The sequence below is a fragment of the Nostoc sp. genome, from assembly GCF_036917515.1.
In the GTDB taxonomy this organism is placed as follows: domain Bacteria; phylum Cyanobacteriota; class Cyanobacteriia; order Cyanobacteriales; family Nostocaceae; genus Nostoc.
Genome location: NZ_JBALDE010000022.1, coordinates 1 through 7,747, shown reverse-complemented (window position 1 = coordinate 7,747; position 7,747 = coordinate 1). Strand labels below are relative to the sequence as shown.

General features: G+C 42.3%; 5 protein-coding genes. 1 reads left to right on the top strand and 4 read right to left on the bottom strand.

What is annotated here, in order from left to right; all coding sequences use genetic code 11:
• Positions 1–311: 311 nt before the first annotated feature.
• Complete coding sequence (locus tag V7K89_RS02750) at positions 312–1,865, bottom strand: NAD(P)H-hydrate dehydratase (RefSeq protein ID WP_335184220.1); 1,554 nt, start codon at positions 1,863–1,865, stop codon at positions 312–314.
• A 376-nt stretch (positions 1,866–2,241) separates the two neighbouring features.
• Between V7K89_RS02750 and V7K89_RS02745 the strand changes: the two genes are divergently transcribed.
• On the top strand, positions 2,242–3,417 hold the full coding sequence (locus V7K89_RS02745) for a homospermidine biosynthesis protein (protein WP_335184219.1): 1,176 nt from the start codon (positions 2,242–2,244) through the stop codon (positions 3,415–3,417).
• Positions 3,418–3,524: 107 nt separating this feature from the next.
• Here the strand turns inward: V7K89_RS02745 and V7K89_RS02740 are convergent, their stop codons facing one another.
• The 3 genes from V7K89_RS02740 to V7K89_RS02730 all read right to left on the bottom strand — a co-directional run bounded on the left by V7K89_RS02740 (position 3,525) and on the right by V7K89_RS02730 (position 7,258).
• Positions 3,525–5,432: an adenylate/guanylate cyclase domain-containing protein gene (locus tag V7K89_RS02740; protein ID WP_335184218.1), complete on the bottom strand. Its 1,908-nt coding sequence runs from the start codon at positions 5,430–5,432 to the stop codon at positions 3,525–3,527.
• Positions 5,433–5,672: 240 nt separating this feature from the next.
• The gene (locus V7K89_RS02735) at positions 5,673–6,071 is read right to left on the bottom strand and encodes a hypothetical protein (protein WP_335184217.1); all 399 of its coding nucleotides are present in this window, start codon (positions 6,069–6,071) and stop codon (positions 5,673–5,675) included.
• Positions 6,072–6,112: 41 nt separating this feature from the next.
• Positions 6,113–7,258, bottom strand: coding sequence for a hypothetical protein (locus tag V7K89_RS02730; protein ID WP_335184221.1), 1,146 nt, complete (start codon positions 7,256–7,258; stop codon positions 6,113–6,115).
• Positions 7,259–7,747: the final 489 nt, after the last annotated feature.

The window sequence follows — 7,747 nt, the reverse complement described above, 5'->3', positions numbered from 1 at the left end:
GATCATAACTGTAAGGGTTTGCCATACGAATGCAGAAATCAATCACTTCTCTATATATTCTACGTCCTAACTAAGATGGCGACTGCTATAATTGTGGTAAAAGTATTTGGGCTTGAGATTCTGCTGAATCTTTGTCTAAAGATAAACTATGTTTACCACCTGTAAAGTTAGTAATCAGACCTTTGGTTCCTTTTTGGTAGCGACTGGGTTCCTAGTACGTGGTAGCGGCTGCGTCCCATGATTTTATTTAAATTAGAGGCTCCGCCTTTAGGATGACATTCCCAGTCTCCGACTGGGAACGAGGAATTTGACTAAGTTAGAGTTTTTAGCAAATATTGTGTCAATGTAAACGCATCTACACCCAATTCGCTACGCTCTTGGGCTGCTAAAATACCTGCTTGTGAATGCCACCATGCGGCAGTTGCCACAATATCTTCTACAGAAATCCGTTTAGTTGCTGCTTGCGCTAACAATCCACCCAGTAGCCCAGTTAACACGTCGCCGCTACCGCCACGCGCTAAGGCGGGTGTGCTTTCAGGAACAATCCAAATGCCACGTTGAGGGTTGGCGATCGCAGTTCTCGCCCCTTTCAATAACACTACTGCCCCACTTTGCGTTGCTGCTTCCTGTACTGCTTTCATCTTGTCATGTTTGGCATCAGGGACATCAGGAAATAATCGCTGGAATTCGCCAGTATGGGGTGTGAGTACGGTTACTGCTTGACGTTTTTTTAATGTGGCGATTGCTCCCATTTGTGCCAGGATATTTAAACCATCGGCATCGAGAAGCAAAAGGCGATCACTGTCGGTCGCTTCTTGCACAATGGGAGTCGCATCTCGTGTTAAACCGGGGCCACAAGCGATCGCATTAAAGGAACTCAGATTGGTGTTTTCTGGTAGTTGCAGGTGGGCAATCGCTCCACTTTCCGTCTCTGGACAACCGATAATTAGCGCTTCTGGCAAATGTGACACCAAAAGAGATTTTAGGGATTCGGGTACGGCAATCGAAAGCATCCCGATACCACTAGCCCTAGCACCCAAACCAGTTAAAATTGCCCCACCTGCATAGCGCCGGGAACCGCAAATCAGCAGTAAATGTCCTTCTTTATATTTGTGAGTAACTGCTGGACGAGGTAAAGGTAAAGTAGTCAGTGCCTTTGCTCGTGTAATAAGTTTAATTTTAGGTGCATCTTTGAAAACGGCTTCTACATCAGCTAAAGGAATATCAAAATCGATCAACTCAGTTTTACCAACATATTCCAATGCTTGATCTTGGAAGAAAGCGAGTTTCCATAAACCTAAGCAAAATGTGTGAGTAGCGCGAATGGCAGTTCCCAATACTTCGCCTGTGTCGGTGTGTAAACCTGAAGGTAAATCAATACTATAAATCGGTACAGACAATTCATTTAGCTGATTAATTGCAGAGGCAATGGGATCGGTCAGGTTTCTTTCTAAACCAAATCCAAACAAGCCATCAATCAACAAATCAGAATCTGGCAGTTGCTCAATTGTTTGATAAATTGGAATGCCCAAACTCTGGGCATACTGCAAGTGCTGCGAGGTTAATTCCTTAAGCTTAGAAAAAGGAGAATAAATCCAAACCTCATACCCGCGAAAGTGTAATTCACGGGCTACGACTAAAGCATCGCCACCATTATGACCGGGGCCGACAAGAATTCCCACACAAGATCCCTTTAACAAAGGGGTGTTTGAAACAATCTCTGGAATGCGACGAGCAATTAATCCCGCCACCTTTTCCATCAAAGCAACTACAGGCATTCCCGCTGCAAAGATCCGCTTTTCAATATCGCGCATCTGCCCAGCAGTCACTACCACTTGCGAAATTTGTTCTTGCCTATCTTGCATTAGTCCTGAGTGGTGAGTTATGAGTTCAGGCTAACTGAAAGTTTAGCAAAATTGACTCATATTCCACCCAAAAAAGTTACAAACCAATTTCCACGTCTTCAAGAATGCCGAGTGCGTCTAGTCCGTACTGCTCAAACAGGGGGAGCAAATCGGTAACGGCAGTGTTATCAAACTGCTGTCACCGCGAGGTCATACCAATTTGAAAAAAGAATGCGATAAATAGACTATTTGTAGAGACGCGATTCATGAGCCAGTGCGTTGCGGGGGTTCCCCCCGTTGTAGCGACTGGCGTCGCGTCTTTACCCAAGGATGTGTTGCTTTGGCTGAAAGCTAGATACCATTAGATTCGGCGTGTTTACTGTTCGGGAGTGCCAAAATGTCTAAACAGCTGGGTCAAAAAATTGCACCTACACCAATATCAAATGATATCAATGTAGTGGATTTAATCGATCAATACTTCACTGCTTACAACTCAGCGCGGTTGCGGGAAATCTGCCAACTACTGAGTCGCGATGTACTAACAGAAGGTGTCACAGTGGGAGTTAGCCTCTCTGGTGCGATGACGCCAGCAGGATTTGGGGTTTCAGTGCTTGCACCCTTAATTCGCAACGGCTTTATTGACTGGATGATTAGTACTGGTGCAAATCTTTACCACGACATGCACTATGGTTTGGGTTTTGAACTCTTTGCTGGTAATCCGTTTTTGGATGATGTGAAACTGCGTCAAGAAGGCACGATCCGCATTTATGACATTATCTTTGGTTACGATGTGCTACTAGAAACTGATGCGTTCATCCGCAAGATTCTCCAAGGAGAAGCGTTTCAAAAGCGGATGGGAACGGCTGAATTTCACCATTTACTAGGTAAATATGTCCGAGAAGTAGAAAAGCAATTGGGTGTGCAGCATTCCTGCTTGCTAGCTACAGCTTATGAATATGGCGTACCAATTTATACGTCTTCTCCAGGAGATAGCTCAATTGGGATGAACGTGGCGGCTTTAGCATTGGAAGGTTCGCAGTTGGTGATCGATCCATCAATTGACGTGAATGAGACAGCAGCGATCGCATATAATGCCCGTGAATCTGGAGGTAAAAGTGCGGCTGTAATTCTTGGTGGCGGTAGTCCTAAAAACTTTTTGCTACAAACTCAACCGCAACTTCACGAAGTTTTGGGGTTGGAAGAACGAGGACACGATTACTTTGTGCAGTTTACCGATGCACGTCCAGATACAGGCGGATTATCTGGAGCAACCCCATCAGAAGCTGTCAGTTGGGGTAAGATTGACCCAGATGAGTTACCTAACACAATCGTTTGTTATACCGATAGCACGATCGCTCTACCACTGGTGAGTGCGTATGTGTTAAACAAATGCCAGCCTCGTCCCTTGAAGCGTATATACGACAGGCGAGAAGCTATTTTAGAGAAATTGCAAAAAGACTATCTAGCAGCCAAAACCCGACCATTGGATCAGATTCCAGCAGTAGTTACTGAAAGTGCTTCACAGCAAACAGCGACTTATCCCTGTGGTCGGCTGATTCCGAATACTCACTAAGGGAATAGGCAGGGGAGCAGGGGAGACAAGGGGATAAGGGGACAAGGGGGAATTATAGAACAAGTCTCTCCCTTGTCTACCTTGTCTCTTCTCCATGCCCAATGCCCTCATTTCTTCTGTCCAATCAACAAATAAGTTGTTATCTTCCCTTTGCCTTTAATTTCAATTTCGCCTCGTTTTTCAAATACAAATTCATCACACAAGCACTTATAAGTGTTTTCTGTAACCTGGATTTTACCCGCAATCCCTTGGGATTCTATACAGCTAGCGATGTCTACTGTGTCTTTACAAAGTTCATTAGTAAACTTGTTTGGGTCAATTACTCCTGCTACTACCGAACTGCTATGGATGCCGATGCGGATGCTGAAATTTTGGTTATTCTCAGTATTAAATAGAGCGATCGCAGTTTGCATATCCAGTGCCATCAGAGCGATCGCTTCAGCACGATTTTGGCGGCGTGTAGGTAAGCCACCAACCACTAGATAAGCATTGTTAATGGTTCTAATTCTCTCTAAACTATATCGTTCGGTGAGGCGATCGAAAACTGAGAAAATTGGGTTGAGTAGATTGAGCAGTTGAATTGCACTCATAGAAGCAGCAATTTCAGACAAGCCAACGATATCTGCAAATAAAACTGTGACATCAGTAAAGTCTTCGGCAATGCTATCTAGTTGTTCTTTCACCTCTCTAAAAATTGTGACTGGCAAAATATTCAGCAATAAACGTTCGGTTTCTTTCTGCTGATAGCGAAGTGCTTCTTCTACTGCTACTCGTTGGGTTACATCGCGAAAAATACCGCGAATCGCAACTGGATGACCTTCAACAAATTTACAATTAATATTACCTTCTAAAAAGATTGTTTGACCGTCTTTAGTAACGAATATAGTTATTATTTGCCCAAACTTCTCTCCTGATAGCACCCGATAAAATCTTTGCAAACTACTTTGTTTAAATTCTGGATGTATAATATCGAAAATACTCATATTCACAATTTCAGCTTCACTATATCCCAAAGTTTCTCGCCATGCACGATTGACATATAAAAAACGACCAGATGGATTGACAGATTGAATCAAGTCATTAGCATTTTCAAATAAATCTCGATATCTCTCTTCACTTTCTACAAGAGCATCTTCTGCTTGTTTGCGTTTAATAAATTGGGCAATTTGGCTACCAATAGAACCCATCATCTGCAATAGGTCTTTATCTTTCGGTAGTAAATCACGGCTAAAGAAAACCATCACTCCTAAGATTTCACTATCGTCTAAAATTGGGAAGCCAAAAGCTGTGTGCAATCCAGCCTCCGCCGCTGGTAGCGATCGCCTTTTATCTCCATCTACTGTGATATCTTTAATCCACAAAGGCAAACGTCCGATCCAAATTCGACCAGGTAAGCCAACACCAGGTGTATAGGTAGCTTGCCAGGTGATTGCTTTAAACTCTCGGACAGAAACTAATCGACTTGACCAAATTTCCACACACCTTAGTACTGCATTGAGACTATTTCCTTGTACGGAAGTGCCAATATATTGGCTTGGTGTCCAAAGTTCGCCTAAATCCCACCCCAAGTTTTGACAAATCGACTGCAAAATTTGTGGAATTCCCTGTTTTATGCTCTGTGATTCTGATAATATACGAGTAATAGAATACTGGGCACTTGTACGCTGTTCTCGGCGTTGCCAAGCAGTAATATCCCGTCCAATGTAGACAATATCTTCTAGCCCTTCTGTTTTTTTTGGAATCACTGAGCAAGAAAAAGCAATCAACAGTTTTTCTCTAGTTTTGGTTCGACAAACTACTTCTATATTCTGGTAATTACGCTTTAAATAAAAATTTTTATAAATAGCTTGAATTAAAATTTGCTCGTCATCAATAATTAGTGATATTGGTTGATTTATTAATTCTTTTTCTTCAAAACCAAATAATTTTTGAGCAGCACGATTTACTTTCTTGATTTTCCCGGAATTACTAGTTACTAATAAAGCATCTGCCATTGAAGTAATTACTTGTTCCATGCAACTTATGTATGAGATTAAAGTACTTGATAACAGATTCGTTTTCTCGGCTTGCTGCGCCATTTTGATTTTAAAATAATCTTATCGAGAACATCTTCAATCAGGACTATTAATTTATTTTGCTGATTCTGAGTAAAGAGAATGTTTCCAGCAATAGAAAGATAAAACCTTTAATTTTATATTTAATGGTTGCTTTCATATTTAATTTTAATCCTATGTGGTATTTAACAAAACAGTAAGTTAGATTAGAATTCCAACTAATATATTGCCGTCAACACCTTTCATTAGTTTCGCTATCTTGAAAGTTGATTTTTCAAGATAGTGCGATCGCCAGTATTTGGGAAATTTGAAACCCGTCACTTTATAAGAGAGTAGCGAGTCTGTAGCTAGTACAGCACGGCGTAAATAAGCGGGCATGGAGAGCAGGGGGGACAAGGGTGAATTATTACAAGTCTCTCCCTTATCTCCCCCTCTTCCCTGTCTACCTTGTCTGTTCTCAATGCCCAATGACGCCAGTTGCTTCAAGTCGGGCATTGCCGACGACAGTCGCCTCAAGTCGGGAAACCCGCCCACGGCACTGTCTCCCCAACGCACTGGCTCCCCAATGCCCCAAGCGACGGGACGACTATCCCTCTCCACGCCACTTGCAGGATGGAGTTTCCCGTCGCTTTCTATGAAGTTTATGATTGTGCGCTGGCGACAATTTGATTCCAGGCTTTGACTGCTGTCTGTAAATTCTTTGGCAGGTTGTTTTGAGAAATATCGTTGTACTGAACCGTACCTTCTTGGCTGGTGAGAGTGTAGGTGATATAATCAGCAGCACCACTGGGGGCTGGGTAACTCAAATTCCGAAATTTACTAAACTGAGAACGTTTTAGCGATCGCACAAATTGTTGTACCTGTTGCACCGAAACACGGCGAACACTACGTTCAGAATCATTAGCATCACCAATCCGCACGCGAATCAGTCTCCCATCCTTGAGTAAAACAGTCTCATAGGTTCTGCCAGCCAAACCTCCACTGGAGATTTGGCGAAATACTATATCTCGATCTAACGGTGGTGGTAACTCACTAGCTGGAATTTGCACAGGCTCCAGTGTAGTTTCGTTAGCCTTTTGATTCAGCCTGAGTGCAGAACCTGTTTGATTGGTATGATAAATCAAAGTTTGGTCAACTGCACCGACAACTACCCGCCAGCCTGATACCAAAGCTTGGGTACATAATTCATCAGCATTAGCTAATTCTAAACAGCTATCTCTCCAGGTTTGCTGTTGAGCCTTAATAATGGTTAACTGAGAAATTGGCTGTTGCAAACGTCTAGATGCGGCTTGTAAAACCGCATTTTTTACAGATGTAGGTAATTGATTTGGCAGATTTTCTGAAGGAGTATTTGCCGAAGCTAAACGTAGCGATCGCCCATTGTTATTGGTATGATAAATCCAGTTTTCTTTGCCATTAGATACCACAATCCGCCAACCAGGAACTAACGCTTGCGTACAGAATTCATCAGCTTGAGGCAGTTCCAAGCAACCATTACGCCAAGTCTGTTGCTTGTAGTCAATAATTTGCAGTTGTCTAGTAGAAATTCCCTGCCTGCGGGCTAAATCTCGCAGTACCGCATTAGCTACTGGACGTGGCAAGCGGTTTGGTTTAATATTGTCTTTAAGAACTTCATTGCTTGTTTCTAGAGATAAATTCGCAGAAGCGCCCGCCGCACCTTTGACAAGTGTTAAACCACTAGCAACAGATAAAATACCAGTCAAAATCAAAGCAGTAAAAATTCTCGCTTGATTAGTGTTCAAGTAGTTTTTCAGCATAATTTTCATAGTAAGATAAAACAAAGAAATAGTATCCAGTTACGAATAGACAAAAAAGTATATAATTCCAGAACTTTATTAGTTGGAATTAGTTTAGTATCTATGTTGTCAGAGAGATATAAACACAGACGCAGATGTGTTGATTGTTTGTTCCTTATATAAATTATGGTTGAAGAAGAATTCCAAATTCAGGAGTCAGAACAATAGTGAGGAATATCCTGCAGGATCTTGCTACAGACCCGCCACTGATTGAAACCCACTAAATCTTCTCTTTCAGAGACGTTACGCGAATAGTTTAGTGGAGGTTTTAAACCCTCTTGTTCAGACGCTCGCGGACTCACTCTAAGCGTTCGCGTAGCGTCTCGAAGAGAAGCCATGCCAAAGGCTTTACGCTACGCTATCCGTGTGATTTGAACGATAATTTAGCCAAACGGTCACGAAATACTTCACTCTGTACTAGGACAACATATAGTTCAAAGTTATAAATTGAGTTTAAAA